A 26,204-nucleotide genomic window follows, 5' to 3' on the forward strand; every position below is an offset into this window, starting at 1 on the left:
CCGCACTAATTTATTAGTGCGGTGTTTTTTTATGTCTGGAAAATGGCATAGCAGGAAAGCAGGAAAGCAGGAAAGCAGGAAAGCAGGAAAGCAGGAAAGCAGAAGGTAGAGCATGAGTCGCAGTGCAAATAAAAAAGGCATATAAGCGTAGCTCATATGCCTTTTAAGTGTGCAATGGCACCGGATTAGTTGTTCACTAAATCTAACTCTTCAATCAGGTTTTGTGCGTTATCGACCTCATCCATCATCCATAGGATATAACGAATATCGACATGTACTGCGCGAGTGATAGTTGGGTTAAAGAACCAGTCTTTAGTAATCGCTTCATAAGTTGAGTCAAAGTTCAGGCCGACTAGCTCGCCTTTACCGTTAAATACCGGTGAGCCAGAATTACCACCAGTGGTGTCAACACTCGATAAGAAGTTAACGGGCACAGAACCAAAACTCTCAGGCTTATCTAAGCAGGAGAATAGGCGGCATAACCAAGACGCGGGATTTTGATATACAGTTTCGACTGCATGTGTGCCGTAACGCTTTGCTTCAATAGCTTCTAATAGCTTAGTTGGCGCATTAAATGGCTCTTCACCTGTATGCTTGGCAACAATACCCTCTAAGCGTGTAAATGGCTGCTTATAAAGCGCATCGGTTGATTGGTAACCATCAACCATACCGTATGTGATACGTAGCGTACCGTTGGCGTCAGGGTATACTGGCCAGCCATTAGCTTTGTTATAAGCAATAATAGCCTTCATGTAGTCAGGGCGAGCTTTTGATAGTTTACCTGCCAATGTTTTAGCATCTTTCTCGGCCTGCATGTTTTGAGCGTACAGGGCGACTGCGAGACGAATAAACGGGTCGGCACTGGTTTCAAACTCTGTTGCGTCGGCATCCATCCAGGCAATACGCTTATCTTTATCGGTTAGCGAGCTCAGCGCATAGAGTGCATCAAGTTTTTCACTTAGGCTGACATCGCTATCGCCTTCATTCAGCATGGCATCGAGCTGAGCGACACGGTTGTCTTGAGCTAAATAAGCCTTTAAGTCTTGCATCCAAAGTGTCTTATCAACACTTACCGCAAAGCTTGAGTCTAAGCGCTTAAGGCGAGCCTTAAACATCTTCATGTCGCGCTCTTGATAACCTTCTTCACGCTCGGCATCGCTTTTTTGCTTTTCTTTAGCTAAACGATATAGTTTATTTGCCGTCGACAACAGTGTGCTGCTTTGGGCGTTTTCAAAGTAATAACGGCCTTGGCGCAGCAAGCGCTGCTCAACTAACAAGGTTTCGAGCTCATCAAACTGAGCTTGGAATGATTGATACTCGGGATCTTTTGCAAGCCACGCACTGAAATCATCTTCACGGCCTTGCTTAATACCTGCAATGTCAGTCGCTTTAAAGCCATCTAACAAACCGTTGTACTTCTTCATGCGGTTTGCCATGCCTGCAAGCGTGCCTGCATATTTGATTTTAACGTCTTTATCATTAGCGCTCATGGCTTCGATAGTATCGATACGCAGCTGATAGCGAGTCGCAAGCGTTGGATATAGCCAGTCACTAGCGAACTTAAGTTCGCTAGTTAAACGGTAGCGGCTGGTTGAGCCTGGGTAGCCGGCAACAAATACACCGTCACCCGCTTTAACGCCGTCAGCATTAACCTTTAAATAGCTTTTTGGCACATAAGGTACGTTGTCTTCAGCAAAGGCTGCTGGCTTACCATCTTTTCCTACGTATGCACGTAAAAAGGTAAAATCAGCTGAGTGGCGAGGATACTCGTAGTTGTCGATATCACCGCCAAATGCCCCAGCGCTTTCTGGTGGTGCGTATACTAGGCGTACGTCACGAATAATAAGCTGTTTAATGAGGTAGTATTCTAAACCGTTGTGGAAACTTCGCACTGAGCAGCGATAATTATCATTGCTTTCACACTCTTTAATTAACGCTTTGCGATTAGCTTGGATGTTTTCATAGCGCTTAAGTGGGTCTTCACCAATATCTTTTTTTACTCGCGCTGATACATCGGTAACTGCTTCAGTGATATAAAGGCGCTCATTTGGGCCAGCAGTTGGTTCTTTGTCTTTACTGGTCGCTAAAAAGCCATCAGCAAGGTAGTTATGCTCTTTTTTGCTGTTATATTGAATAGCTCTGTAGGCGCAATGATGGTTTGTCACAACTAAGCCTTGGGGCGAAACAAAACTGGCGGTACAATAGCCCAGTCCGACTACCGCGTTCATTGGGTAGCTAGTTAAGTCCGCTAACTGTTTAGCTGGAATATCGATGCCACGTTCGCTGAGCTTATCGGCGATAGACGGCATTTGATAGGGTTGCCATTGTCCTTCATCGGCCAATGCTACGGCTGATGGCAGCATCCCTGACGATAGAGCGATGGCGGCAATCAATGCATTGCGCATGTGCTTTCCTTAATATTGTTATAGTGTTTTTTTAGTTGCAGGTCGTTAGATGTTAAATGCCTGCTTTGCCTGACCCCAGTTTTATACCACATTTTGCTTAAACGTTGGAATTTTGGAGATTTAATGTCACAACAACGCACCTTTAAGGGCAAAGAGAAGCCAAGAGATCTTCAGATGGACGCGCTGAAGATGCCACCGCATTCAATTGAAGCTGAGCAATCGGTTCTCGGTGGGTTGATGTTGGACTCTGATGCTTGGGACCGAGTGGCTGAAGCTGTTGTAAAGGAAGATTTCTATTCTCGTGCTCATGGTACGATTTTTACTGCGATGGAATCGTTAGTCAGCGCGGGTCAACCCATCGATTTGATCACGGTATCTGAGCAGCTAGAACTTGAAGACCAACTCGAAGATGTAGGTGGTTTTGCCTATATAGGTGAAATTGCGAAGAATACCCCAAGTGCGGGTAACATTCTTTCTTACGCCAGCATTGTGCGTGAGCGTGCTGTTGTTCGCGATATGATCAAAGTTGCTAACGAGATTGCAGATGCGGGGTTTAACCCTGAAGGGCGTAACTCGAGCGAGCTGCTCGATTTAGCTGAAACCAAAGTATTTAAAATTGCTGAGCAGCGCGCCAATGCCAATGAAGGTCCTGAAGGCATTAAAGCTATTCTTGAGAAGACCGTTGATAAAATCGAAGAGCTCTACAATAACCCAAGTAATGGTGTAACCGGTGTTTCGAGTGGCTTTGGCGACTTAGATAAAATGACGGCTGGCTTTCAGTCAGGCGATTTGATTATTGTCGCCGCGCGTCCATCAATGGGTAAAACCACTTTCGCGATGAACTTGTGTGAGCAAGCTGCACTGCACGAAGACAAACCCGTGCTTATTTTCAGCTTGGAGATGCCTTCAGAACAGATCATGATGCGTATGTTGGCGTCACTGGGCCGCGTTGACCAAACTAAAATCCGTACTGGTCAGCTAGATGATGACGATTGGGCGCGCGTGTCTTCAACGATGGGGATCATGCTTGAGCAAGGTAAAATGTACATCGATGATGGCTCAGGTTTAACCCCGACCGACGTTCGAAGTCGTGCTAGACGAATCGCACGTGAATATGGCGGCTTGTCGATGATCATGATCGATTACCTGCAGTTGATGCAGGTTCCGGCGCTTAAAGATAACCGTACGTTAGAGATTTCAGAGATTTCTCGCTCACTTAAAGCTTTGGCAAAAGAGCTAGAAATTCCAGTGGTTGCATTGTCACAGCTTAACCGTTCATTGGAGCAACGTGCCGATAAACGCCCAGTTAACTCGGATTTGCGTGAATCGGGCGCGATTGAGCAGGATGCGGATTTGATCATGTTTATTTATCGAGATGAAGTGTATAACAATGACTCTGAAGATAAAGGCACTGCTGAGATCATTATTGGTAAGCAACGTAACGGCCCCATTGGGCGTGTGCGTTTAACCTTCCAAGGTCAATTCTCACGTTTTGATAATTACGCCGGTCCGCAATTCGAAGAAGATTAATTATCGTCAATAAAGGTCTTTTACGACCATGATTGCCTACAATAGAGCCTCAATGAGGCTCTTATGTTTAGATTAGATAGAACAAGGTTACTTTTGAAACCATTCCCACGAGCAGAAATTAGCCGCCACGCATTAAAGAATAATCTGGCCCGGCTACATACACTTGCCCCGTCAAGTAAAGTGATGGCAGTTGTTAAGGCTAATGGCTATGGCCATGGCTTACTTAACGTGGCTCAATGTTTAGATAATGCCGATGGTTTTGGATTGGCGCGTCTTGAAGAAGCCCTAGCGCTTCGTGCTGGCGGTGTTAAAGCTAAGCTTTTATTATTGGAAGGCTTTTTTCGCGCAACCGATTTAGCCACCTTAGTTGAGCATGATATTGAGACTGTGGTTCATCACGAATCACAAATCGAAATGCTTGAACAGGCAACATTAAGCAAACCTGTCACAGTGTGGATGAAAGTCGACTCTGGTATGCATCGCTTAGGTTTTGTACCTGACGAGTTCCATCAGGTTTATCAGCGTTTATTAGCCTGTGACAACATCGCTAAGCCAATTAACTTGATGACCCACTTTGCTTGCGCTGATGAGCCTGATAATCCTTACACCGCAGCACAATTAGCCACTTTTGATACACTAACCAAAGACTTACCTGGCGATCGCACCCTAGCTAACTCTGCAGGGGCATTGTTTTGGCAACAAAGCCAGGCCAATTGGATCCGCCCTGGAATTGCACTGTATGGTGTGTCACCGGTTGTGGGCGACCTGGGTACCAAGCATGGGCTTATTCCTGCGATGGAGTTGGTGTCACAACTGATAGCCATACGTGAGCATAAAGCCGGGCAGCCAGTTGGCTATGGCAGTTATTGGACTGCTGATAAAGATACTAAGCTAGGCGTGGTTGCTATCGGTTATGGAGATGGCTATCCACGAAACGCGCCTGTCGGTACGCCAGTATTAATTAATGGCCGATTAGCGCCTATTGTTGGTCGTGTTTCGATGGATATGTTGACGGTGGATCTTGGCGCTGATGCTAAAGATTGTGTCGGTGATAACGCAGTGCTTTGGGGGAAAGACCTTCCAGTAGAGGAGGTGGCAGAGCATATAGGGACTATCGCCTACGAGCTTGTAACAAAATTGACTCCAAGAGTCGCAGTTTGCCTAGACTGAGCAAATAATCAACTTATGTGATGCTGCAATTTGAGGCTGGATGCCCGTTGCAGTAGAAGATGTCTTAAATTGAAAACGAATCAACTCTGTACAATTGCAGCTCTAGGCTTTATGTCGCCTTGGGCCATCGCAGCCTCTACAGCAGAACAAAGCAGTGCACGCCAATCCGGTGAAGAAACAGTAATTATTGAAGCTGTTACACCAAAGGCAAAACGCCAACAGCAGAATAAGCCTGGCTCATCACAGCAAGAGAGCCCTCAAACAATAGCTGATTATAATGCTGAGTTTGCTGCCGTGCCTTTCGTGTTTTCGAGTGAAAGCTTAAGTACCGCTTTTGGTGGTGCAGGAGTCCTCAAACACGCTGGGCAGATCCAGTCTTCGATATTGGGCATTGGTGTATATAGCACTAACAACAGCTGGGTCAGCTACCTGCGTTTTAATGACTTTCAGCTCCCCTCTGTTGACCAATGGTTATTCTCGTTAGAAACGTATCAGGCTCGCTTTAAAGAGGGCGTCTATTACGTGCCAGAGCAAGCCGCGCCTTATGGCGATACTGAGCGGGTAATCACGCTTGGTGATGAGGCATTCACTAAATTTCATGCCAGATATATATTGCCTATTGGTCGAGGTAGTCAAGGTGCTGTGCGCAGTCTAGGTCGTGCCAGAGGTGAAACGAGTTGGAACCCGTTGGAATCCGGTGTCACCAGTATTAAGTTCAGCCCTTTTACCCATAGCCGTGAACTCGAAGGCTATGAGTTTTTGCCTGATGAAGCCAAGGGGCTGGCAGTTGAGCTTGATTGGGATAACCGTGATAACGGGAAAAACAGCACCCAGGGGGGGCAAACCAGCTTTAAGGTGACCCGTGACTTTGGTAGTGGCTCGCGCAATAGCTGGACCACCTGGGAGTTAGATCAAAGCGCGTTTGTTTCAATCGACTCTAATGAATGGTTTGGACAACAAATTTTAGCGTTTAACTTTTATTTAGCCGATACCCCGACTTGGACTTCAGAACCGCAAGGTGATTATCATCGTCCACCAAGTTTTGCCGGTATTAGTTTAGGCGGCTTTGAGCGTCTGCGTGGTTACACGAGTAAGCGTTATACAGGCCGTTCAGCTGTGCTTTACAGCGCCGAATATCGCGTCCAACCTAGATGGCAGCCGCTGCAAGAATGGCCTGTATTTAACTTATATGATGTGCCTTGGTGGCAGTGGGTGGCATTTGCCGAAGCGGGGCAGGTGAGTGATGACTTTAGCGCCAGTGCACTGCATGATGACTTAAAGTGGTCTGCAGGCTTTGGTGCTCGGTTTGAAGTTGAAAGTATAGTGGTGCGTGCTGAGCTTGCTTTTAGCGCTGAATCGAATCAATTCTGGATCATGGTCAACCAGCCTTTTTAAGCGAGCCGCAAGGTTTGTTGGCTGTATATGCAAAACATGCAAAAAAGGCACCTTGAGGTGCCTTTGACTTTTGCAGGGATGGAGCTTATTGAGGTGCTAGGGACTAATTAGCACCTCAGTTTTTTACATAAGAATTTACACGATAAAGCTATAAGCTAAATCCATGATGCTCCATGACTTTCTGTGGGCTATGACAGGTTGCACAAGCTTCTTTAGCATCCTTAGCATTACCCGCATCATTCACATCAACAATGTGGTCAGCATCTTTATTGGCACCGAAGTAACCACCATTGCTTCTAATATGTGACATGGCAGCATCAGACAGGTATTTCTGGTGACAGCTCATACATGCAGCGGCATCAGAAGAGGCGTACCAAGTCTCAACCGTTTCATCGGCTGCTGGGCTTTGAGTGCTAGGAACTGTGTGGGCTTGACCGGCATTACGGCCTAATTCAAAGCCATAAGCTAGACCACCCCAACCCTCAACAGCTGAGTGACAAGTCGTACAATCTGTCTTAAGGATTGTGCCACTTCCACCGTGACCATTATCATGGCCTTCAGCTTTGTGCGCCTTGTACATGAAGTTGGTTGATTTCAGTAGTGCGACGCCATTGCTAGCTTCGCCATTCCCTTTGAGGCTTTTATCATTGGTATGACAAGCAATACAGTTCACGCCATTTGAATCATGGTAGAACTCTTTGCTGTGACAGCCAAAGCACGTCGCAGTGTCTACGATAGATCGTCTATCTGCGACAACCGCATCAGGATCGCTTAATACCGCTCGGTAAGCATCGGTTTGTACATAAGCAGGATAGGCGTTATCTGCACTGCAATCTGTGCGGGTCTCACTACCTTCTTCGAAGCATACTTTTAGGACCGGTAGAACCTCTAAAGAGCGAGAAGCAATATCGCTTGGGAAGTTCATGGTTACCGCAACACTGACTGTGTTGTCGGTATTCCAAGTGGCTTTAGTATCATCTTTTAAGTCGATACGGCGCTCGCTGTATGGAGATTGATTGTAATCTGGATAGTCTTTCTCTACATCCCAGCTTACAACCATATAAGGCTTGCTATAACCTTGCTTGTAGACTTCATCTTCAGTGACGAGTGCACCAGCTGTATCCATTATTTTCACGTCAAATTCAATCAAGTTTGCAGGGCTAATGCTGACATTACTGACTTCAACACTGTAGTTTTCAGCCGCCTCATAAGGTTTCTTATGATCGGTATGTACAGTGGCGCTGTGGCAGTCTGTACAGACAAGCTCTGGGTTTTTATCTGATTTATGTTGTGCAGGTGAGTCGGTGTGGCAGCCCGTACACGCGTTGGTGTTGGCGTTGGCTAACCATAAGTCTTTATCTGCAAGCGTGTCATCTTCCACGTGACAAGTCGCACAGTCCATAAAGGGCTTAGTTGGGAATGCAGGGTAGTCAAAGGCGTGATCGCCACCGTAACCTGCAATGGTGTAAGGCATAGGGATGACATTGCCTTCGGCGTCTTTGCCTTCACGATTTGGTCCCATATGGATAGCGTGCACCATATGGCCAAGCTCAACAGACACATCATTTGGGTCTGACACTATGCCGTTATGACATGACTGACAGTTTTCCATATCTAAACGGCGTCCACCATGAGCTTTTAAACTGTCTGGCTGATGGCAGGTATAACACGTTTCTAGTGTGACCAGTTCACGAGTCTCAACACCCTCAGTACTATTTGTGGCTGGCAGCCAGTCATAGTGGGCATTTTCTGCTAATTCATGGCCTGAGTCATACTCAAACTGCATTTCAATCGCTATACGTTGAGTCAAAGCGGGGTCGAATACTACGCCTGCTGGATCGGTTACGGTTGTGAGGTTGGTATTGAAAGTGTAGCTATAGGTACCATCTTTATGGTCGACTAAGCACTCAGCGCAATCCTTTAATTTTTCGAAGCCTTGTTCAAAGGTGGTGCCAGCATCATTTGTGGTCTCATTTAACAGTGAGATCCACTGTTTAAGATCAGAGCCATCATTGGTTTTAAGCTGGGCAAGAGAGAAGCGGAAATCATGAAATTGATTATCAGCACTGAGGCCGTAAAGGCCAACACCTTGCTGGTTTTCAAGTTCAAAATCGACGCTAATAATACCGTCGGAATAATTTGCGTTATTGATTGTGGCGATGGCATCTGCAGCCATGTCGATATGCAGCCCTGACGTGCCCGGCTCTCCGCCGCCACCAGGTGCCCCATCTTCACCATTCTTACCGTCTTCACCATCTGAACAGCCAGAGATTAGCAATGCAGAGCTAATCAATAGAGCTAACGATGCTTTTCTTTTCGTTATCATCATCATACGTTCCTTAAAGGTAACCACTCTTGGTTGCTAAAATGTTATTGCTATGGGTGGTAATTTGATATGAAGTTGATCACTTAGTTAGCTTGGGTGGTGTTGGTCTTTAAGTCTGCTTGATGGTTTTGAGTTGGGTTTTACCACTACCTTGTTGTTTGGTTTTTGGTGTTTGATTTTGCTCTTGGGTTGTTAATTGGTTGTTTACTCTGAATGTTGAAATGTGAAAGTGTAAAATTCACATATTGCAAATCTAGAATTTGAGGCTTACACGGGGTGTGAAATTTTAAACTTAGGTCACAAAATTGAGTATTAACTAATATTGGTGTCGCGAATATGGATGGAGTGTATACCTAAGCGTTAATGATTGGTTTAGATTAATTAATAATGGATCTAGGACGTAAATCTAAGAGATTGATTTGAGGGTAAATGAACAAGCTAAACGCTAATAACTTATTTGATATTCAAGTGTTTGTACTATTGTATGAATCACTCAATGCCACGACGGTTAGCCAAACCTTAGGTGTTCCTAGCTCCAAAGTCAGTCGAAGTTTAAAGTCATTAAGGCATTCACTGCATTCGCCCTTATTTATACGTAAGCAGCAAGGGTTTGAGAGAAGCGATTTAGCTAACGAAATCTATCCTAAAATGAAGCGCGTGATTGAATTAGCGAAAATGTGCGAGAGTATAGATGTTAGCAGTAATGACACGAGAACGCGTGAGGTGGTTATTGCTTGTCCGCCCACATTATCTCTCAACCTTTTGCGGCACCTGCAACAAAGGGCGACTCAAGAACGGCAAAGCTATCTGTTTCATATTAAGCCTTGTACTAGCAATGTTGCTGAACTTATCAAGCAGCAATATGTGGATATCGCTGTGACCTATAGCGCTTATAATACAGAGCAATTGACCTCTAGTTTAATCGCGAAGTCAGACGCTTATATGCTGGTTGCTAGGCGGGAACACCCATTACTGAATTCTGGTCAGCTCCTGCAAGTGGAGGACATATTTGATTATCCATATATGAGTTTTTCTGGCGACGAGCACTATGATGCGATTGACCCTCTAGAGAGTTATGCCTTAGATAGTGCAAGGGATTTAGACGTGGTGGGAAAGGTTTGTTTGCTGGCCGATCTAATGCTGCAACTGGAGCAAAGCAATGCGGTAGCACTTTTATGTCATCGAGATTCCATTGAATTTTTATGTCAACGGGGCAATATTGGTGGGTTGAAACTCGGCTCCGGCCTTAGCGAGTTGATTAACCAAAGAAGCGGTCGCTATCACTACTACTTAACGCAAATGCGAAAAAATACGACTTATCCAGATTGGATTGGCCACGAGATCCAAGCGTATATACAAACCAATATGGCCTCAGAAAGTGGAGGTTATAATGAAAAAGTTATCTAGTATCAATATTGGTGCACTTGAAATTTTATGTCAGCTTTACCTTAAAAATAGCACCAAGGATGTCGCTAATGCGCTGGGGTTATCGCAGCCTAAAGTCAGCCGCGCATTAAATGCATTAAGAGAGGTATTTGATGATCCATTATTTATCCGCAAGAATAATAAACTGGTGCCTACAGAGCTGACTCATAGCTTATACCCCTGCTTTTCTGAAATGATCTCATGCACGATCTCGGTAGAAACCGCTGCGATTAGTCGTATTACAGTGGCAGAGCCCCCCGTGGTGATTAGTACGGTGCCTCAATTAGAAATAGGGTTAGCCCAGCAGGTGATTAGAGAAGCCGCTCTGCATAGTATCAACCCTAACTTTACTATTTCGACGGTTGCTTGGTCAGAAAATACGGAGCAACAGCTTGTAGATGGTGAAGTCGATGCGGCAATTTGCTTTAAGCCATCAACGAGAAAAGAGCTATTATCAAAGTCGATTATTCAGCATCGGGGTGGCCATCTCATTGCGCGTGCTGAGCATCCTATTTGGGATGCACCGACTATCGACAAGATGATTGACTACCCCATGGTTAAGCTGGTGACAATGCCATTTCCTGCCAATAAGTCCCCGATAGGGGTTTATGCTAAGGCGAAAGGAAAGCCAATGCAGGTATATGCTACCGCGCCAGACTTAGGCAGTGCGGCAAGCAGTCTGCTAAATTCCGATGCATTTATGATTATTGGCGTGCAGGGGGCTGTAGATTTTTTATCAAATATTAAAGGCTTACATGCGAGTAAAATCGATTTCAGCCAGGATAAGTATCTACTGGAAGGCTTTTCTCATCCCACCGTTTATTTATGGCTTAAACGTTCTATTGATAAAAGGGTGGTTGCTCCCTTGTGGCTGCAACAGACACTAGAGTCCTATATTGTGACGTCGCATAAATAGCGCTTAGAACCATGAGTCACTAATCATTAGCTGCTGGGCTTTATTATAACTCGCGATGTAGTGCTATAATGCGCCATTGTTGCATTTCAGCTGCTTTTTCTTGCTTGATAACCTTGTTCAATCTGGTATCTATCACGGCGGGTTTAGGGAGCGAGTATTTTACTAAATAGACACTCCCTTAGATTCCGGTGAGATAAGTCATTATATAGAGTTGGATAAATAGTTTATGTCAGTTAGACCAATCAATCGTACCTTTTCAATCGCTCCAATGCTGGATTGGACAGATAGGCATTATCGTTATTTTGCGCGTTTGATGTCTTCTCAGACCCTGCTATATACCGAGATGGTAACGACTGGTGCAATCTTACATGGACGAGGCGATTACCTCGCTTATAACGAAGAAGAGCATCCGTTGGCGTTGCAATTGGGTGGCTCAAATGCGGTAGATCTAGCGGCTTGTGCCAAGCTTGCTGCCGAGCGTGGTTACGATGAGATTAACCTTAACGTTGGGTGCCCATCGGATAGAGTGCAAAATGGTCGCTTTGGTGCTTGCTTAATGGCTGAGCCAGAACTTGTCGCCGAGTGCGTGTCGGCAATGAAGCAGGTGGTAGATATTCCAGTCACTGTTAAGACACGTATTGGTATTGATGAGCAAGATAGCTATGAGTTTTTAACGCAGTTTATCGATACAGTAAAAGCTGCTGGCTGTGAAGAATTTATTATTCACGCTCGTAAGGCGTGGCTTCAGGGGTTGAGTCCAAAAGAGAACCGCGAAATTCCGCCTTTAGATTATGAGCGCGTGTATCAACTTAAGCGCGATTATCCTGAGTTAAATCTCAGTATCAATGGTGGTGTTAAAACCCTAGAAGAGTGTCAGACACATCTGCAGCATCTCGATGGTGTTATGGTTGGCCGTGAAGCTTACCAAAACCCATATATGCTAGCTGAAGTCGATCAAAAGCTATGTGGCATCGACTCTCCGATACTTAGCCGTGATGACGTGTTAGAAAGATTGCTGCCTTATATTGAAGCTCACCTTAAGCAAGGTGGTCGCCTTAACCATATTTCTCGCCATATTATTGGTCTTTACCAAGGTGAGGTGGGCTCACGCATATGGCGCCGTTATATAAGCGAAAATGCTCACAAACAAGGGGCTGGGATTGAGGTTATCACTCAAGCTCGAGCCGCTATGGACGACATCGTTAGCTTGTAATTATTCAATTTAGTGAAATTCACCAGCGCTTGGTGAGTTTCACTAATATCTTTTATTGTTTGAATTTTACTCATCCACACAAAACTGCCTTTTACGGTTATTCCCCTTTAAAAACATATTGTTATTTGATTTTTGTAAAGTTGGCACACAGCTTGTATTAGTTACTATGTAATTAACTATTATGTAATTAGTTACGATGTAATTAGCTCTTACGTAATTAAGAACCATACAACTAGGTGAAACTCGAAAAGGAATCCATTATGTTTAATTCTACTGTATTGAAAACTGTTAAAGCTTCTCTATTCACAGCTGTACTTCTAGCGGCAAGCACCACTGCTCAGGCTGAAAACTCAATCATTACCGATGTGGCTAACAACATCGAAAAGAATATTTCTTCGCAGATGCAAGAGATGATGAGTAAAGCGCAAACTGAATTAAGTCTGTCTATCCAATCTCAAATGTCTGAAATAATGTTCGATTTAGGCAGTGAGCATGAATTAGTGAATGAGCAGTTAACTGCAACAAACAATGATAAGCCGTTAGTAACAAGTGCTGTCATTAAGGATTAATCATGTGGTTCTTTGCTCAGTTTATAGCATTGCTACTACTGCCAGTGATTAGTTTAGTTATGTTTGCTTGTTTAGTGTGTTCACTAGAGTGGCACAAATTAGAAGATTAGTAGAAAAGGGAGTTTGTTATGGGTGATATTGTTGATCGATTAAAAGATCCACGTTCATTAGTATGTGGTGTGGCAGCGGCAATGGCTGATAAGTTTGATTGGTCTTGCATGTGGACCCGAGTGGTCTGTGCTGTAGCTATATTTTGTAATCCAGCTATGGGGTTGCTTACTTATTTTGTATTAGCTTTAGTGCTACCAAAATGGGAAAAGCCATGTTGATGCCAGTGTATAAAATAGTGAGCAAGAGGAAAATTGAATGAGAGTGCTGACCCCCTCGAAAGGCATCACCATAATTTGTTATCAGCTGCATTGTCATTATCCGGTGACAATACCCATGAAACACGGATGCTAACATTGATAATTAGCATCCGTATCTACTGGATGAAGCAAGCGCATTAAAGCTGAACATATTAAAGCTAAGCGCAATAAATCTTAAACCCTAACCGATTAACGATTTAAAAATGCAGCAAATCGAGCTTTAGCCTCATCACTTGCAAGTCTCGCCTCAAACTCTATAAGCTCTTTTTCCATCTGTATTCGTACAGCATCCTTGTTATAGCGTACCAATTTTTTTGTTGTTTGCAGCGATATAGGCGGCAAGGCCGCTAATTTCTGGGCACGATTAAAAGCAAAATCAAAAATGCTTTCATTGTCGATGATGTCGTTAATTAATCCATAAGACAGTGCTTGTTCGGCATTAAAGCTTTCTCCTAGCATCAACAGCTCGCTTGCTTTTGCTTGCCCTACCACTTGGGGGAGTAACATGCTCGCACCCGCTTCAGGGACGAGAGCCAGTTGCACAAAAGGCAGCTGAAATTTAGCGCTGTTATCGGCATAAACTAAATCGCAATGCAGTAGCATGGTCGTTCCTATACCAACGGCTGCACCGGTTACGGCGGCAACGACAGGTTTTTTAAGTTCTAACAGGCAAAATAGGAAACGAAAAGCTGGGTGTTCAGCACCTAAACCACTATTTTGTAAAAAGTCAGCAACATCATTACCGGAAGTAAAACAATCTGCTTGACCGCGAAACATAAAGGCTCGAATTTCATTGTCCGACTCACCTTGGATAAGGTATTCTGTTAGCTGTGTATACATTTGTAGGTTAAGCGCATTACGCTTATCCGGACGATTAAACGTAATAATACGTACCCCATTATCGTCCCTAACCTGAATCGTGCTCATTCGTTATGTCCTCATTTTACGAATTGGGTTTACATGGAGTTTAAGACATTGAAGCTAATATTCAAACAACTGTTTAACCTTGTTCTTTTGAGCTGTTTGTCGTTTACAACTTATGCGCAAGTGGTACTCGTTGATGGCTATGTACGCGCTATGCCTGCAACCGTACCGAACAGCGCAGCATATATCACTATTGAGAATCATGGTGATGCGACTCGCTTAGTCGCTGTCGATGCTCCCTTTGCTAAAGAAGCGCAATTACACACGCTAATAGAAGAAGATGGCATGATAAAAATGCGTCAAGTTGATGGCTTTGACATAGACTCTCATGGACGCCTCGAACTGTCTGAATCAGGAAATCATATTATGCTAATGGGATTAGTTGCGCCGTTAGTTATCGATTCTAGCGTTGATATGACGCTTAAATTTGCAGATGGAACAAAGCAGAAGATTAGCTTACCCGTTAAGAAACAAGCCAAACCAAGCGATAGTGCTCATCAGCATCATCACCACTAAGGAGCAAGTCAAATGCAAGTGACATGGAAGAAAGTCTTAGCAGCCGTTATTGTTGTTTTTTTGATTGGTTATCTGATTAGTGCCTGGTGGAGTGTTGAGCCTGAACCGATTGAGCAAAACGCATATAACCAGCAGAGTGTTGACAATGTTATTGGTTATGCAACAACGAGCGCATTGATTTTGACTATTGAAGCTTTGTTGGATAAGCCTGGTGGTTGGCTGTCAAATGATGTGACTCCTCCTGCTATTTTTATGGATAACATGCCTGCATTTGAATTTGGAGCCATTGAGCAAACGCGAGATCTTGCGTTGATCATGCGCAAAGAGTTTAGTCGTTCACAGTCACAATCAACGGCTGACAAAGATCTACTAGCGGCGCATTCAAAACTGAATATTGAGCACACAAGTTGGTTAGTCCCTAGTGCTGAGAGTGAGTACCGTGACGCTGTAAAGTTACTCAAGCTTTATCGTGCTCGCATGACGGCTGCTGAAAATCCTGATGCGCAGTTTTATGCTCGCGCCGATAACCTCAATGAGTGGCTTAAAGAGGTGCAAAAGCGTTTAGGCAGTATGTCGCAAAGGTTGTCTGCAAGCGTAGGGCAGGAACGATTAAATACCGATCTATCAGGCGATAGTTCTGCCAGACAATCTACACCTGGCTATGATGCGCAAGAGATCAAAACCAGCTGGTGGGAAATTGATGACGTTTTTTATGAGACTCGTGGTGCCACCTGGGCGTTACTGAATTTCATGAAGGCTATCGAAGTCGATTTTGCCGATGTACTAGAAAAGAAAAATGCTCAAGTTAGTCTGCGTCAGATTATTCGTGAGCTAGAAGAAACACAACAACCTGTTTGGAGCCCAATGATCCTTAATGGTTCTGGATTTGGGGTTGTCGCTAATCACTCTTTAGTGATGGCAAACTACATCTCCCGCGCAAATGCTGCGGTTATCGATCTAACTAACTTATTGACTCAAGGTTAACTATGAAAAAGACGTTATTGGTATGTGCCCTATTAGGTTCATTTGTGGGCACTTCAGCTCAGGCTGCTACTGTTTTAGGTTTTAAAGTCGGTGGCGACTACTGGAAGGCTGATACTAATGGAACTTTTGCTGAGAAGGGTCAACCGCAGCAAGAGTTTAATTATAAAGACTCTTCGCAAGGAAGCATCTGGGTTGCTGTTGAGCATCCAATTCCGCTAGTGCCAAATGTGAAGATTAGACAAAATAGCCTGAGCGCTGATGGCAGTGCGGATGTCACGAATTTTAAGTTTGGTGACCCTATATACACTGGCGTGGTGACTACTGACACTGATTTAAGCAATACCGATTTCGTACTTTACTACGAGATCTTAGATAACGATATCGTTGCGCTTGATTTAGGTGCGGCTTATAAGAAGATGGACGGTAAGTTCCGCGTCAATAACAGTGCTAATAATGGCCGCGAAAACTCTCAAAAAAATATCGATAGCGGCATTGTAATGGGTTATATCGACGCGCAGGTTGGTGTTCCAGGTCTTGGTCTTTATGGTTTTGCTGATGTAATGATGGGCGTTGATGAGTCTAGCGTTTATGATTACTCTGTCGGCCTTGGCTGGAATTTTGATGGTGCAGCATTAGATTACCGTATTCGCGCCGGTTACCGTGACTTTAAGTTTGACGTTAATGGTTTCGATGGCGTAACGGCTGACATGCAGTTTAAAGGTTACTTTGCTGGTGTTGAACTCGTATTCTAATCATTTAGCATTCTAATTCCAGCGATTCTTAATACTAATCACTATTAAGAATTGCACATAAAAAAACCGCCATTTGGCGGTTTTTTTATGTTTAACAAGACGAGTTACTGAGTTTTTACAGGAGCAGTAAGGCCATTGTTAATTGAAGCAACATCATCTTCGTTTAATGTACCAGCCGCTTGCTTAAGCGCTAGAATAGAGTTGATGTAGCCATAACGTGCGTCAGATAGCTTACGCTTTGAGTCATATAGGTTTCGTGTACTGTTCAATACGTCAACAATGGTACGTGTACCGACTTCAAAACCAGCTTCAGTGGCCTGTAGTGCACTCTGTGAAGAGATCACTGATTGCTCGTAAGCACGGATAGAGCTGATAGAAGCGCCGACGTTGTTAAAGTTATTGCGTACATTTTTAACCACTTGACGGTGCGTCTGCTCAAGTTTTGCGCTTGCTTCTACGTATTGGTACTGTGCTTGATTAACTTGTGAAGAGACTTTGAAACCTTCAAAAATAGGAATGCTCAGTGTTACACCAACTGTGCCGTTATCAAACTGGTCACTACCATTCATGGCAGGCTTTTGTTCAATCCCTTTATTGTAACCGGCATTTAAGCTTAGTGATGGCATGTGACCCGCTTTATAAAGCGTGATGGTTTCTTCTGCAATATCTTTTCCGATACGCGTTGTCATCAAGTCAATGCTGTTGGTTTCTGCGATCTTAATCCAATCATTTGAAGATGCTGGTGCAACCGCTGTTGCTGAAAAGCGATTCATATCTAGGATATCGATGCTCTTATGATCAATACCTGTAATTTCACGTAGTGCTTCGTAGCTATTAGCAAGGGTATTTTGGCTTAGGATTTCTTGCGCGTTAGCTAAGTCATACTGAGCCTGTGCTTCGTGTACGTCAGTGATTGCGGTCAAACCTACAGCAAAACGTTGTTTAGTCTGCTCTAGCTGACGTCCAATAGCACGCTTTTCTGCGCCTTGAAACTCATAGTCATCCATAGCGGTTAACACGTCAAAGTAAGCGTTAGTTACACGGATAATAAGGCTTTGTAGCGACGATGCGTAAGCAGAATCTGCTTGAGAAGCGGCTTTTTCGGCTAGGTTTAAGCCTACCCATGCGCTGTGATCGTAAATCACTTGATTAAGCGTTATGCCGCCAACAATACCACTTGAGTCAGCACTCGGGTCATTCCATGCTTTGTCGTAACCTACATTTGCACTGATGGTTGGTAGTAGTGGCGCACGGTTTTCTTCAATCTGTTCATACAAAGCATCACGTTGGGCTTGAGCTTGTAGCACAATTGGATCACTGGTCAATGCTTGTTGATATATTTGTAGAAGGTCATCAGCATTAGCTGCTTGTGCGGTAGCTGCAAGTGTCAGTGCGGCACATAGAGAACGGATCTTGAATTTCATTTGCTGTCCTTTTTAGACAAAATTCTCCATTGAGGAGCGAATTTAACTTGTTATGTTTAGCTTTGCCTTACCTATAAAACTAAAAGTAAGACGGTTTGCGCTTCCCGACGCTTCCCAATACATCTAAACTTAGTGGTTAAATAGTAAAAACCTACAAATTCTAAGTCAACTCAGAAGTGTAACAGTTTTTAATCGTTATGATTAGTACTGCTTTCATCATAGTATTAATTTTTTTGTTTGAATTTATTGTGGCATAAATACCTTTATAAACAAGTATGTTTAGGATGAAAAATGAACAGTACCTTTAATCGCAACGACGTAGAGCTTCTCAGTAAGAAAACCTTGTATAAAGGTTTCTTTAAAATGGATGAATATCGCTTTAAACACCGCTTGTTTGCCGGGGGCTGGAGCGCTGAGGTGTCACGTGAAGTGTTTGAGCGTGGTCATGCGGTAGTGGTGCTACCTTACGACCCCATTACCGACCAAGTGGTATTAATCGAACAGATCCGAATTCCGGTACTTGAATGTGCTAAATCACCTTGGTTATTTGAGCTGGTGGCCGGGATGATTGATAGCGGTCAAACATCAATGGATATAGCGCATCGAGAGTTAAAAGAAGAAACCGGATTAACCGCTCAGAGTATGAGCAAGGTTAATGAATACTTTTCAAGTCCGGGTGGAACGAGCGAGCGTTTTGACTTTTATTGGGCTAAAGTGTGCGCCGCAGATGCGACGGGGCTTCACGGTCTAGATGAAGAGCATGAAGATATTCGGGTGCATGTTGTCAGTCGCGAGCAAGCGTATAACATGGTGGTAGAGGGACGAATAGATAACGCCTCTACGGTAATAGGTTTGCTCTGGTTGCAACTTAATTATCAAACAATCACCAAATAATCCACTAAACAAGTCGATTAACGATAAACCGCCGTATTAAAGCAATTAACGAGAAAGTGTTGGAATGTAGTCGTGTCAAATATCGTCTTTGCAAAAAATAAAAAATATCAGCCTAATGTCAGTCAGTTTTTGGCGCTTTGTGGGCGTAACTATATGCACATTCAGCGCTGGCTAACCCTTGAACCGTCAGAGGGCATGCAATGGCGGGTAAAAGGCGAGTTTGGTCAGCTCGATGTTTGCTTGCTAGAAAATACCAAATACACTCAATTGGTACAGATCTCCCGCTGCATCGGTAACCATCAGCTGATCTCAACGCCTAAAGTTTCTGTGCGCATTTACCATGATGCTAAATTAGCAGAAGTGTTAACTAGTCAACAGATTTACCAATTGCGACCAGTGTATGATTATCCAAATATGCATATGCATCATCGGGATGAAAAGTACCAAGTCAATGCTTTTCTAGAAGAGTTATTGAAGATTGATAACTTAACTAAATTTGTCAGTTGATCTAATTATTGGGTAACTAATTTGCTAAAGACGGCTATCTCTTATTCAATTACTGAAGCTAAGAGTGTGAGAATCGTGCAAGTCACAGATCCTCACCTGTTTGCCGATCCCGAAGCTCAGCTACTCGGCGTTAATACTGCTCAAAGTCTTGGGGCAGTACTTAATACTATCTCAGCTGTAAACTATCCTGCCGACTTCATGCTGGCAACCGGTGACATTAGTCAAGATTACTCCAATGAGTCGTATCACAATTTTGTCGATGCTATTTCTCCTTTAGGGCTCCCTTGCCATTATCTTCCCGGTAATCATGATGATCCACGGATCATGAATCTACATATGCAAGGGCCTAAAGTATTTGGTCAAAAGCGTATTTTGGCTGGAAATTGGCAGATCCTTATGTTGGACTCGACGGTAAGAGGGCGCCCTGGTGGCCATATGTCCACTGCCGAGTTAGGCTTGATTGATAGCGCGATAGCGGCTGAGCCTGAACGTCATACTTTACTTGTTATGCATCACAATCCGGTTCTTGCTGGCTGCACCTGGCTTGACCAACACTGTATGGATAATGGCAGCGACTTCATTGAAAGAGTTGTCCAGTATCCTCAAGTAAAAGGTTTGTTGTGGGGGCACATTCATCAAACTATCGATACTGAGCATAAAGGTCCTCATGGTGCCGTTAAACTGATGGCAACCCCATCGACCTGCATCCAGTTTAAGCCCAAGTCTCCATACTTTGCCCTTGATGCACTGCAACCGGGATACCGTTTGCTGGAGCTTAAATCCGATGGTAGCATTCTGACTAATGTTTACCGGGTACCTGGCGAAACATTTTCACCCGATAAAGATGCTGGCGGTTATTAGATAAGAAAAACCGCAGTGTGAGGAAGTATGCTGCTATATATACATGGATTTAATAGTTCTCCCCTTTCTGACAAAGGTGTGGTTACCGCGCGTTTTATTGCGCAACATCACCCCAAGCTGAATTTTCAACAGCCGCAACTGCCCAGCGAACCGCTAGAAGCGATGGCACTTTTGATCGATATTATTGAAAAAGCCAAAGCTGAGGGAGAGTCTCTAACCTATATTGGCTCTTCGTTAGGCGGATATTTCGCAAGTTATTTGGCAGAAACTTACGGTGGACGCGCAGTTTTAATTAATCCTGCGGTAAAACCGTTCGAACTGTTTGATGAATTCATTGGCACTCAGTACAATCCCTATACGGATGAGACCTACCAAGTCGTTGCTGAACATAAGCAAGACGTCGCGCGTTACAATACGCCCGCAATATTAAATCCAGATCGCTTTTATGTGCTGTTACAGACAGGCGATGAAGTGCTCGACTATAAACAGGCCGTGCAGAAATATCACTGCTGTAAGCTCTTAATAGAACCGGATGGGGACCATAGCTTTATTGGTTATGAGGCCCAGCTTGCTTCTATCTGTGAATATCTGTTTTCTTGACAAATAGACCCGTAGGGCCGCAACATGGCCTGAATAACATAAAAATATGTGTGCCATGACAAACCAATACACCTCAGATGCTATTGAAGTCCTAAATGGACTCGACCCTGTAAAACGTCGCCCCGGTATGTATACCGATACTTCGCGCCCGAACCATTTAGGACAGGAAGTCATAGATAATAGTGTCGACGAGGCATTAGCTGGGCATGCCAGCCGTATCGACGTTATTTTGCATGCCGACAATTCCCTGGAAGTCACCGATGACGGCCGTGGTATGCCTGTTGATATTCATCCTGAAGAAGGGATCCCAGGCGTTGAGCTGATTTTAACTAAGCTGCACGCGGGCGGTAAGTTCTCCAATAAAAACTATCAGTTTTCAGGGGGTCTCCACGGTGTGGGGATCTCAGTGGTAAACGCGCTTTCAAGTCGCGTCGAAATAACCGTGAGACGTAATGCTGAAGTCTATGAGATGGCATTTGAGCACGGTGAAAAAGTTGAAGATTTACATGTAACGGGTACCTGTGGTCGTCGTAATACCGGTACCAGTGTTCATTTTTGGCCAGATCCTAGCTACTTTGACTCTGGCAATTTTTCGATTTCCAAGCTGACTTATTTACTTAAAGCCAAAGCGGTACTGTGTCCCGGACTGCGGATTAAGTTTGTTAATAAGCAAACTAATGAAACCCAAGAGTGGTTTTATGAAAGCGGCTTAGAAGATTACTTAAAATCGTCTATCAATGGCGTGCCTACACTGCCTGAAGTGCCATTTGTCGGTAGCTTTGCTGGTAATTTAGAGGCTGCAGATTGGGCGATTACATGGTTACCTGAAGGTGGTGACTACCTAAATGAAAGTTACGTAAACCTTATTCCAACCCCACTTGGCGGTACGCACGTAAACGGCTTTAGGCAAGGTTTGCTTGAGTCTATGCGTGAGTTTTGTGAGTTTCGTAACTTGATGCCGCGTGGCATTAAGCTAACTCCTGAAGATATTTGGGATCGAAGCACCTTTATTTTATCAATTAAGATGCAAGATCCGCAGTTTGCCGGTCAAACCAAAGAGAAACTGTCTAGCAGGCAGTGTGCGGCGTTTGTATCGGGTATCGTACGCGATGCATTTAGCCTCTGGCTAAACACCAATACAGAGCAAGCAGAAGCCTTGGCTGACATGTGTATTAATAATGCACAAAAGCGATTGAAAGCGGCAAAGAAGGTGGCGCGTAAGCGTATTACTTCAGGCCCAGCTTTGCCGGGTAAGTTAACGGACTGTAGTGGCCAAGACCCAATGCGCGGCGAGCTGTTCCTGGTGGAAGGTGACTCTGCGGGCGGTAGTGCAAAACAGGCCCGTGATCGTGAGTTTCAAGCGATTATGCCGCTACGTGGTAAGATCTTAAATACCTGGGAAGTCGATGCTTCACAAGTATTAGCCTCGCAAGAAGTACATGATATTTCGGTGGCGATTGGTTGTGACCCAGATAGTGCGGATATCTCAGAGTTGAGATATGGTAAAATCTGTATCCTTGCTGATGCGGACTCGGATGGTCTGCATATTGCCACACTGTTGTGCGCGCTCTTTATGAAGCACTATCGAGTGTTGGTGGAGCTGGGACATATTTATGTGGCTATGCCACCACTGTTTCGTGTCGATATCGGCAAAGATGTATTTTATGCCCTCGATGAGGCGGAAAAAAACGGTATTCTTGATAGAATTACCGCAGAAAAACGGAAAGGAAAAGTCCAAGTTACACGATTCAAGGGATTGGGTGAGATGAATCCGCTGCAATTACGTGAAACCACTATGGACCCAAATACGCGTCGATTAGTGCAATTAACCATAGATGATGCCGATGACACAATGGCACTTATGGATATGCTTTTAGCCAAGAAACGCTCTGGAGACAGAAAGACTTGGTTAGAGACTAAGGGTGATCTTGCCCTGCTCTAATCGGTAGTTTGTGATTTTAATCAGACAAAAGAATAATAATGACGTTTGAAAACTATCGAAATCAAATAGCTGTTGGGATGTCGCTGCTTTGCGCTCACTTTATTTTTAGCTGTAGTGCCTTAGCGGCCGATCCAGTGATGATCACTGTATCAAAAGGCTTTGGTTTAACCTTATACGCCTCCAATTTTGGTGATGCTAAGCAGTTGGCGATAGGCGACAAAGGCACTTTGTTTGTCGGCTCTTATCGAGACGGTACTATTACCGCTTTGGTTGATGCCGATAACGACGGGCGTGTAGACAAACGTTATACGATAGCGAAAGGCTTAGATTATCCTGAGGCGATCGCATTTCATAACGGTGCGTTATATGTCGCTGAACAGAGACGTATTTTACGCTTCAATCAAATCGAGTCTCGACTAAAAAGGCCGGGACGTCCGAAAGAAGTTTACGACCGCTTGCCGGGCAATAGTAAGAAAAGCCGCCGTGCCATGCAATTTGGCCCAGATGGGCTGTTATATATTGCTATTGGAGCCCCCTGTAATGTGTGCGAATCAGAAGCGCCCTACAGCAGTATTATGGCGATAGATATTGAAACTGGTGCGAGTGAGCAAATCGTTACGGGTGTTAGAAAGGTACTTGCCTTTGATTGGTCTGTTGAAGATAAGCAGCTTTGGTTCGCTGATAATGGTCGTGACTGGATGGGGGATAACCTACCACCGGATGAGATTAATAAAGTTGAACGCAAAGGAAGTCATTTTGGCTTCCCATATATTCATGCTACCGACATTATAGAGCCCGCATATGATAAGCCTAAAAACTTAAAAGTGGTTGCGCCAAATTACGAGTTACCCGCTCATGTTGGCGCTAAGGGGCTGCATTTCTATCGTGGTACACAGTTCCCTGAACGTTTTCATAATCAGATGTTTGTTGCCGAAAATGGTTCTTGGAACCGTTCAAGTAAAGTGGGCTATCAAGTGGTTATGTTAGAGATTAACGATGGCCAAGTTAGCAAAAGAAGCACTGTAGTGAGTTTTTTAGACGGAGAGTTTCCCGTCGCTAGACCATATTCATTGGTCACTGCACCCGATGGTGCTATGTATATTTCTGATGATCTAAAGGGCAATATTTACCGTTTGTTCTATAGAGACTCAGCAAAAAATCAGTCACAGGATAATGATTAATGAGTGATGCGATAGATTTAAGCCTTGATGGCGTTGAGCAAATGCCTCTACGCCGCTTCACGGAAGAGGCATATCTGAACTATTCCATGTATGTCATCATGGATCGTGCATTGCCACATATTGGCGATGGACTTAAACCCGTTCAAAGACGCATTATCTATGCAATGAGTGAGCTTGGCTTATCGGCTCAATCTAAGCATAAGAAGTCAGCTCGTACAGTCGGTGACGTTTTAGGTAAATATCACCCTCATGGTGATAGTGCTTGTTATGAAGCGATGGTATTGATGGCGCAGCCTTTCTCGTACCGTTATCCGTTGGTTGATGGTCAAGGTAACTGGGGGGCGCCCGATGATCCTAAGTCATTTGCGGCGATGCGTTATACCGAAGCGAGACTGTCAAAGTTTTCAGAAGTATTACTCAGTGAGCTAGGACAGGGTACGGTTGATTGGGGCGTTAACTTTGACGGCACCATGAAAGAGCCACTGGTTTTGCCTGCACGCTTACCGCATATCTTACTTAATGGTATTACTGGTATTGCCGTTGGTATGGCAACTGACGTTCCACCGCATAACGCCAAAGAGTTGGTGGGCGCGTGTGTAGAGCTACTAGATAACCCCAAAGCCGATTTAGCGCGCTTGATGGAGTTTGTACCAGGGCCTGATTATCCGACCGAAGCTGAAATTATTACGCCTGCTGCCGATATCGCTAAAATTTACCAGACGGGTCGAGGCTCGATTAAGGCTCGCGCTGTTTATACGGTAGAAAATGGTGAAGTCGTTATTACCGCCTTGCCTCACCAAGCGGGTAGTGGCAAGATTTTAGAGCAAATAGCGGCGCAAATGCAGGCTAAAAAGCTACCTATGGTGACGGATCTACGTGATGAATCTGATCATGAGAATCCTGTTCGTCTTATCATAGTGCCACGTTCTAATCGTGTTGATTGCGATCAGATGATGGCACATCTGTTTGCCACCACCGATCTGCAGAAAAGCTTTAGAGTTAACCTTAACGTACTAGGGCTAAATGGTCGTCCGCAAGTTAAAGGCTTGCTAGAGCTATTAACTGAATGGCTCACATTTAGAATGACGACGGTTAAACGCCGTTTAGAATATCGATTAGATAAAATTTTAGCGAGATTACATATTCTAGATGCTTTGATGATTGCATTTTTGAATATCGACGAAGTGATTGAGATTATTCGTTATAACGATGATCCTAAAGCTGAATTGATCTCTCGATTTGATTTATCAGATAAGCAAGCCGATGCTATTTTAGATTTGAAATTGCGTCACTTAGCAAAGCTTGAAGAGTTTAAGATTAAGGGTGAGCAGAGCGAGCTTGAAGAGGAACGTGACAAGTTACAATTATTGTTAAGCTCTGAGCGTCGAATGAAGACGTTGATCAAGAAAGAACTTATCAGAGACGGTGAAGATTACGGTGATGAGCGTCGTTCGCCACTCGTTGAGCGTACAGAGTCTAAAGCGCTAACTCAGCAAGAGTTGGTCGCAGTAGAATCTGTTACGGTTGTGCTGTCTGAGAAAGGTTGGGTGCGCTGTGCTAAAGGCCATGATGTTGATGGTCAGACTTTATCTTACAAAGCAGGCGATAGCTTCTTACGCTCTGCTCAAGGGCGCAGTAATCAACCGAGCGTGTTTATTGACACATCTGGTAGGGCATTTGCCACCGAAACCCATACCTTGCCGTCAGCACGATCTCAGGGGGAACCTATTACAACTAGGTTTAATTTAGCCCCTGGAGCGACCATGGAGCATTTGCTTCTGTCTGATGAGGAGCAATGCTACTTATTAGCGTCTGATGCGGGTTACGGCTTTATCTGTGCCAACAAAGACATGGTGTCGCGTAATAAGGCGGGCAAGGCGCTGCTGAGCTTGCCAGCTAATGCTAAGGTGTTGTTGCCACAGAAGGTGGATAAGTCAAAGGCACAGTCGATATTAGCGATTACCAATGAGGGCCGTATGTTACTGTTCTCACTTGATGCGCTACCTCAGCTTTCTAAAGGTAAAGGCAATAAGATCATCGGCATCCCTGGCGAACGAGCTAAGAGCCGTGAAGAACTGCTATTGCATTTGAATGTGATCCCAGAAGATACTGCGGTTACCCTGTGGGCTGGTAAGCGCAAGCTAACCTTAAAGCCGAGTGACTTGGAGCATTATCGTGGTGAGCGTGGCCGCCGTGGTGCTAAGTTACCGCGTGGCTTGCAACGTGTTGATAGCGTAGAGCTAGGAGACGGAGAGCCTGTAATTTAGGGTTTATTTATCTAGCCGTTAAACAAAAAATGCAG

General features: G+C 44.4%; 22 protein-coding genes. 18 read left to right on the forward strand and 4 right to left on the reverse strand.

All coding sequences use genetic code 11. The annotated features are described in order from the left end of the window. Positions 1-185: 185 nt before the first annotated feature. Positions 186-2,405: a S46 family peptidase gene (locus ACVBIO_RS14580; protein ID WP_447172896.1), complete on the reverse strand. Its 2,220-nt coding sequence runs from the start codon at positions 2,403-2,405 to the stop codon at positions 186-188. 123 nt (positions 2,406-2,528) lie between these two features. On the opposite strand from ACVBIO_RS14580, the gene dnaB reads away from it, so the two are divergent. The 3 genes from dnaB (at position 2,529) to ACVBIO_RS14595 (ending at position 6,500) form a co-directional block, all read left to right on the forward strand. Continuing rightward, positions 2,529-3,935 (forward strand): replicative DNA helicase, encoded by a 1,407-nt coding sequence (gene dnaB / locus ACVBIO_RS14585; RefSeq protein WP_447159609.1) that lies wholly within the window; start codon positions 2,529-2,531, stop codon positions 3,933-3,935. A gap of 93 nt (positions 3,936-4,028) precedes the next feature. Continuing rightward, entirely contained in the window at positions 4,029-5,105 is a 1,077-nt protein-coding gene (alr, locus tag ACVBIO_RS14590) for an alanine racemase (RefSeq protein ID WP_447172901.1), read from the forward strand. 69 nt (positions 5,106-5,174) lie between these two features. Then, positions 5,175-6,500: a hypothetical protein gene (locus tag ACVBIO_RS14595; protein WP_447172897.1), complete on the forward strand. Its 1,326-nt coding sequence runs from the start codon at positions 5,175-5,177 to the stop codon at positions 6,498-6,500. 148 nt (positions 6,501-6,648) lie between these two features. Here the strand turns inward: ACVBIO_RS14595 and ACVBIO_RS14600 are convergent, their stop codons facing one another. Next, complete coding sequence (locus ACVBIO_RS14600) at positions 6,649-8,829, reverse strand: OmcA/MtrC family decaheme c-type cytochrome (protein WP_447172898.1); 2,181 nt, start codon at positions 8,827-8,829, stop codon at positions 6,649-6,651. Positions 8,830-9,255: 426 nt separating this feature from the next. On the opposite strand from ACVBIO_RS14600, the gene ACVBIO_RS14605 reads away from it, so the two are divergent. The 5 genes from ACVBIO_RS14605 (at position 9,256) to ACVBIO_RS14625 (ending at position 13,278) form a co-directional block, all read left to right on the forward strand. Next, entirely contained in the window at positions 9,256-10,233 is a 978-nt protein-coding gene (locus tag ACVBIO_RS14605; protein ID WP_447169936.1) for a LysR substrate-binding domain-containing protein, read from the forward strand. Further along, positions 10,217-11,167 (forward strand): LysR family transcriptional regulator, encoded by a 951-nt coding sequence (locus tag ACVBIO_RS14610; RefSeq protein WP_447164498.1) that lies wholly within the window; start codon positions 10,217-10,219, stop codon positions 11,165-11,167. Before ACVBIO_RS14605 ends, ACVBIO_RS14610 begins: the two co-directional genes overlap by 17 nt. A gap of 226 nt (positions 11,168-11,393) precedes the next feature. Beyond that, entirely contained in the window at positions 11,394-12,380 is a 987-nt protein-coding gene (gene dusA, locus ACVBIO_RS14615; protein WP_447159604.1) for a tRNA dihydrouridine(20/20a) synthase DusA, read from the forward strand. A 260-nt stretch (positions 12,381-12,640) separates the two neighbouring features. After that, positions 12,641-12,949: a hypothetical protein gene (locus ACVBIO_RS14620; protein WP_447164497.1), complete on the forward strand. Its 309-nt coding sequence runs from the start codon at positions 12,641-12,643 to the stop codon at positions 12,947-12,949. Between the two features lie 128 nt (positions 12,950-13,077). After that, positions 13,078-13,278, forward strand: a complete 201-nt coding sequence (locus ACVBIO_RS14625) for a PspC domain-containing protein (RefSeq protein ID WP_447159602.1) — start codon at positions 13,078-13,080, stop codon at positions 13,276-13,278. A gap of 228 nt (positions 13,279-13,506) precedes the next feature. Here ACVBIO_RS14625 and ACVBIO_RS14630 read toward each other — a convergent pair whose 3' ends face one another. Further along, entirely contained in the window at positions 13,507-14,244 is a 738-nt protein-coding gene (locus ACVBIO_RS14630) for an enoyl-CoA hydratase-related protein (protein ID WP_447159601.1), read from the reverse strand. 33 nt (positions 14,245-14,277) lie between these two features. Between ACVBIO_RS14630 and ACVBIO_RS14635 the strand changes: the two genes are divergently transcribed. The 3 genes from ACVBIO_RS14635 to ACVBIO_RS14645 are packed head-to-tail and all read left to right on the forward strand — an operon-like array spanning position 14,278 to position 16,493. Next, the gene (locus ACVBIO_RS14635) at positions 14,278-14,757 is read left to right on the forward strand and encodes a copper chaperone PCu(A)C (RefSeq protein WP_447164496.1); all 480 of its coding nucleotides are present in this window, start codon (positions 14,278-14,280) and stop codon (positions 14,755-14,757) included. Positions 14,758-14,769: 12 nt separating this feature from the next. Next, positions 14,770-15,741, forward strand: coding sequence for a DUF2333 family protein (locus ACVBIO_RS14640; RefSeq protein WP_447172899.1), 972 nt, complete (start codon positions 14,770-14,772; stop codon positions 15,739-15,741). Between the two features lie 2 nt (positions 15,742-15,743). Next, complete coding sequence (locus ACVBIO_RS14645; RefSeq protein ID WP_447169938.1) at positions 15,744-16,493, forward strand: TIGR04219 family outer membrane beta-barrel protein; 750 nt, start codon at positions 15,744-15,746, stop codon at positions 16,491-16,493. A gap of 104 nt (positions 16,494-16,597) precedes the next feature. Here the strand turns inward: ACVBIO_RS14645 and tolC are convergent, their stop codons facing one another. Continuing rightward, positions 16,598-17,917, reverse strand: coding sequence for an outer membrane channel protein TolC (gene tolC / locus ACVBIO_RS14650; RefSeq protein ID WP_447159597.1), 1,320 nt, complete (start codon positions 17,915-17,917; stop codon positions 16,598-16,600). 291 nt (positions 17,918-18,208) lie between these two features. Between tolC and nudF the strand changes: the two genes are divergently transcribed. From nudF to parC, 7 genes are all read left to right on the forward strand, one after another. Continuing rightward, the gene (gene nudF / locus ACVBIO_RS14655) at positions 18,209-18,811 is read left to right on the forward strand and encodes an ADP-ribose diphosphatase (RefSeq protein ID WP_447159596.1); all 603 of its coding nucleotides are present in this window, start codon (positions 18,209-18,211) and stop codon (positions 18,809-18,811) included. Positions 18,812-18,883: 72 nt separating this feature from the next. Continuing rightward, positions 18,884-19,318, forward strand: a complete 435-nt coding sequence (locus tag ACVBIO_RS14660; RefSeq protein WP_447159595.1) for a DUF1249 domain-containing protein — start codon at positions 18,884-18,886, stop codon at positions 19,316-19,318. A gap of 21 nt (positions 19,319-19,339) precedes the next feature. Further along, positions 19,340-20,179, forward strand: coding sequence for a 3',5'-cyclic-AMP phosphodiesterase (gene cpdA, locus ACVBIO_RS14665; protein WP_447159594.1), 840 nt, complete (start codon positions 19,340-19,342; stop codon positions 20,177-20,179). A 27-nt stretch (positions 20,180-20,206) separates the two neighbouring features. Continuing rightward, on the forward strand, positions 20,207-20,779 hold the full coding sequence (locus tag ACVBIO_RS14670) for a YqiA/YcfP family alpha/beta fold hydrolase (protein WP_447159593.1): 573 nt from the start codon (positions 20,207-20,209) through the stop codon (positions 20,777-20,779). Positions 20,780-20,834: 55 nt separating this feature from the next. After that, positions 20,835-22,721, forward strand: coding sequence for a DNA topoisomerase IV subunit B (gene parE, locus ACVBIO_RS14675; RefSeq protein WP_447159592.1), 1,887 nt, complete (start codon positions 20,835-20,837; stop codon positions 22,719-22,721). A 77-nt stretch (positions 22,722-22,798) separates the two neighbouring features. Further along, on the forward strand, positions 22,799-23,902 hold the full coding sequence (locus ACVBIO_RS14680; protein WP_447172902.1) for a PQQ-dependent sugar dehydrogenase: 1,104 nt from the start codon (positions 22,799-22,801) through the stop codon (positions 23,900-23,902). Further along, on the forward strand, positions 23,902-26,169 hold the full coding sequence (parC, locus tag ACVBIO_RS14685) for a DNA topoisomerase IV subunit A (RefSeq protein ID WP_447159591.1): 2,268 nt from the start codon (positions 23,902-23,904) through the stop codon (positions 26,167-26,169). The genes ACVBIO_RS14680 and parC overlap by 1 nt, the downstream gene beginning before the upstream one ends. Positions 26,170-26,204: the final 35 nt, after the last annotated feature.

This window comes from Shewanella sp. 0m-8, assembly GCF_052977265.1.

Bases quoted from the DNA above. Each gene is read 5' to 3' on its own strand.
- ACVBIO_RS14580 (WP_447172896.1), bottom strand. From the start codon at position 2,405: ATGCGCAATGCATTGATTGCCGCCATCGCTCTATCGTCAGGGATGCTG.
- dnaB (WP_447159609.1), top strand. From the start codon at position 2,529: ATGTCACAACAACGCACCTTTAAGGGCAAAGAGAAGCCAAGAGATCTT.
- ACVBIO_RS14600 (WP_447172898.1), bottom strand. From the start codon at position 8,829: ATGATGATAACGAAAAGAAAAGCATCGTTAGCTCTATTGATTAGCTCT.
- ACVBIO_RS14605 (WP_447169936.1), top strand. From the start codon at position 9,256: ATGAACAAGCTAAACGCTAATAACTTATTTGATATTCAAGTGTTTGTA.
- ACVBIO_RS14610 (WP_447164498.1), top strand. From the start codon at position 10,217: ATGAAAAAGTTATCTAGTATCAATATTGGTGCACTTGAAATTTTATGT.
- dusA (WP_447159604.1), top strand. From the start codon at position 11,394: ATGTCAGTTAGACCAATCAATCGTACCTTTTCAATCGCTCCAATGCTG.
- ACVBIO_RS14620 (WP_447164497.1), top strand. From the start codon at position 12,641: ATGTTTAATTCTACTGTATTGAAAACTGTTAAAGCTTCTCTATTCACA.
- ACVBIO_RS14625 (WP_447159602.1), top strand. From the start codon at position 13,078: ATGGGTGATATTGTTGATCGATTAAAAGATCCACGTTCATTAGTATGT.
- ACVBIO_RS14630 (WP_447159601.1), bottom strand. From the start codon at position 14,244: ATGAGCACGATTCAGGTTAGGGACGATAATGGGGTACGTATTATTACG.
- ACVBIO_RS14635 (WP_447164496.1), top strand. From the start codon at position 14,278: ATGGAGTTTAAGACATTGAAGCTAATATTCAAACAACTGTTTAACCTT.
- ACVBIO_RS14640 (WP_447172899.1), top strand. From the start codon at position 14,770: ATGCAAGTGACATGGAAGAAAGTCTTAGCAGCCGTTATTGTTGTTTTT.
- ACVBIO_RS14645 (WP_447169938.1), top strand. From the start codon at position 15,744: ATGAAAAAGACGTTATTGGTATGTGCCCTATTAGGTTCATTTGTGGGC.
- tolC (WP_447159597.1), bottom strand. From the start codon at position 17,917: ATGAAATTCAAGATCCGTTCTCTATGTGCCGCACTGACACTTGCAGCT.
- nudF (WP_447159596.1), top strand. From the start codon at position 18,209: ATGAACAGTACCTTTAATCGCAACGACGTAGAGCTTCTCAGTAAGAAA.
- ACVBIO_RS14670 (WP_447159593.1), top strand. From the start codon at position 20,207: ATGCTGCTATATATACATGGATTTAATAGTTCTCCCCTTTCTGACAAA.
- parE (WP_447159592.1), top strand. From the start codon at position 20,835: ATGACAAACCAATACACCTCAGATGCTATTGAAGTCCTAAATGGACTC.
- ACVBIO_RS14680 (WP_447172902.1), top strand. From the start codon at position 22,799: ATGTCGCTGCTTTGCGCTCACTTTATTTTTAGCTGTAGTGCCTTAGCG.
- parC (WP_447159591.1), top strand. From the start codon at position 23,902: ATGAGTGATGCGATAGATTTAAGCCTTGATGGCGTTGAGCAAATGCCT.